The sequence below is a fragment of the Stenotrophomonas panacihumi genome (assembly GCF_001431645.1).
GTDB classification, from domain to species: Bacteria; Pseudomonadota; Gammaproteobacteria; order Xanthomonadales; family Xanthomonadaceae; genus Stenotrophomonas_A; species Stenotrophomonas_A panacihumi.
In genome coordinates, this window is sequence record NZ_LLXU01000029.1 from 1 (window position 1) to 2189 (window position 2189).

The following is a 2189-nucleotide window of genomic DNA, read 5'->3' on the forward strand; positions in this document are numbered from 1 at the left end:
CGGGTGGGGCGGCGCAACGCGCCAGCGGCGCGGTACCGCAGCCACGCGTTGCGCCGCCCCACCCGGTGGTCGACCTCGGGAGCATCGTCAGCCAACCGCCGCCGCCCCCCGCGCCCGACGTGGTGCAATTGCCGACCAACAGGTTGCAGAACCCGAATGCCTGGGCCGAATCGATGACGACCGGCCCACCCACGCCCATCGAAAACAGCGTGACCGCCGCTGCCGTGGCCGCCGAACTGCCGGCACTTTTTTTCCTTCTCCCCTTCGCCATTTCCGATGCCACTACCCAGCGGCAGGTGGCGGCATTCCATACGATCCGGTAGATGCGATTCATCGCGATGTTTCCTTGGCTGATGATGTGAGGCCATGCGGGAGCGATAGGCCCTTCGCATGGACGACACATTTCAGCGAGTCACATCACGCACCATCCATTAGATGCGTCGCAGGAGACAGGAGTTATCGAAAAGTTGTCAGCCATGCTGACATTGTCAAAGCATTGCCGCGCTTTCCGAATCGAATAAATCCACATGAAAACAAGTGAATTCCTGACGCGACAATCCGCGAGATGGAAATTCTGTGGAGCAGTTATCCGACAGTTCTTCCAACTCTTCTGATCAACGGAATGTCGCCACTCAGATCCATCCCCGCCGCCGGAACCAGACCAGCGGCACGACGATGCTCAGTGCGATCACGCCAAGCGCGATCGCATAGCCATGGTGGAAATGCAGCTCGGGCATGTTGGCGAAATTCATGCCCCACACGCCCACCAGCACCGTCGGCGGGATGCCGACCACCGAGGCGATCGCCATCACCTTCATCACTTCGTTCTGATCCATGTTGATCAGGCCGAGCACGCTGTCGAGCAGGAACTCGATGCGATCGCCCAGTTGCTGCTCGAACTCGCTGAGCGAGTTGAGGTCCTTGTGGATCAGCTTGATCCGCTTGCGCATCTCGTCGCTGGAGAACCCGTCCGGCGTGGTTTCATCGAGGAAGGTGATCATGCGCAGCAGCCCGTGCAGGGTGTTGTGCAATGCCCCGATGCGGCGACCCATCTGCCCGACCTCCTGCAGCATGCGCTCCAGGTGCCGGGTGGCCCGGCGGTCCTTGGAGCGCCGGAACGCTTCGCGCGAGGTTTCGCTCATGGTGTTCTCGAGCGATTCCAGCAAATCGGCCAGGCGGTCGACGATGCGCTCGATGATGCGCAGGAACAGGTCGTGCGAGCCGCTGGCCGGCTGCGTCTTCAGTTCCTCGTGCAGGCTGTCCAGCGCCTGGATGTCGTACTCGCGCTGCATCACCATCGCCTGCGGGGCGACCACGAAACCCAACGGCGCGACCACGTGCTCGGTTTCGTACTGGAAGCGCGGCAGGTTCAGCACCAGCGCCTCGCCCTCGTAGCGGATGCGGCTGGTGAACTCGATCTCGCCGATCCCCGCGCGGTCCGGGATCTCGAAGCCGAGGCGGCGCGAGGCGTCGGCCAGCTCCTCGGTGGTGGGCTGGCACAGGTCGACATACCACTGGGGCGAGGCATCGGGGCCGTTGTAGGGAACGCAACGCAGCATGGGCTTGGCCAACAGGGGTTCGGGATGGGCAGCATGCTCGCGCCGACGCGGCGAAGGCGTCAACGCCGCGGGCCGGGCCGCCCGGCAACGGTCTGTTCCGGCGCGGGACGCGGCTCACCCTCCCGGCCATGTGTACATCGGCCGCCGCCTGGATTCGAAAGATCGGATTTTCCTGTCACCACGCGGCGGCAAGCATGACGTCTCCAACCGGGAGACCAGGATGAAGGCGTACTTCAAGTTGTCACGCTCCGGCGCGCAGTTCCATTTCGTGCTGCGCGCCCCCAACCACCGCACCATCCTCAGCAGCGAGCGCTATACCACCGAGGCGGCTGCGTTGAACGGGATCGACGCGGTGCGCAGGAGCGCCGCGAGCGAGGGGGGCTTCGCGAGAAAGCTGGCCGGCAATGGCGAGTCGATGTTCAACCTGGTGGCGCGCAACGGCGAGGTGGTCGGCACCAGCGAGACGTATCGTTCGACGGCCGCGCGGGAGAAGGGCATCGCCTCGGTCATGGCCAACGCCGGCCGGGCACGGGTGGTCAACGAGGCGACGTGAGCCGTGGCGCGCCGGCAGGTGGGCGGTGGCCTATCATGGCGCGCCCCACCCGCCGGAACCGCCATGTCCACGTTGAC

At 64.6% G+C, this 2189-nt stretch carries 3 protein-coding genes; 1 reads left to right on the forward strand and 2 read right to left on the reverse strand.

The features are described from left to right. Both ARC20_RS18855 and ARC20_RS01435 read right to left on the reverse strand, forming a co-directional pair. Nucleotides 1–403, reverse strand: a 403-nt coding sequence (locus ARC20_RS18855; protein ID WP_425480269.1) for an ESPR domain-containing protein, incomplete at its 3' end; no start/stop codon positions are given. A 229-nt stretch (nucleotides 404–632) separates the two neighbouring features. Further along, nucleotides 633–1559: a CorA family divalent cation transporter gene (locus tag ARC20_RS01435; RefSeq protein WP_057643234.1), complete on the reverse strand. Its 927-nt coding sequence runs from the start codon at nucleotides 1557–1559 to the stop codon at nucleotides 633–635. Here ARC20_RS01435 and ARC20_RS18700 point away from each other — a divergent pair. After that, on the forward strand, nucleotides 1558–2112 hold the full coding sequence (locus ARC20_RS18700) for a YegP family protein (RefSeq protein WP_237642481.1): 555 nt from the start codon (nucleotides 1558–1560) through the stop codon (nucleotides 2110–2112). The two genes, ARC20_RS01435 and ARC20_RS18700, sit on opposite strands and share 2 nt — an antisense overlap. Nucleotides 2113–2189 lie beyond the last annotated feature (77 nt).

Excerpts from the sequence above, each read along its gene's own strand:
- ARC20_RS18700 (WP_237642481.1), top strand. The coding sequence starts at position 1,558 with ATGGGCTTGGCCAACAGGGGTTCGGGATGGGCAGCATGCTCGCGCCGA.
- ARC20_RS01435 (WP_057643234.1), bottom strand. The coding sequence starts at position 1,559 with ATGCTGCGTTGCGTTCCCTACAACGGCCCCGATGCCTCGCCCCAGTGG.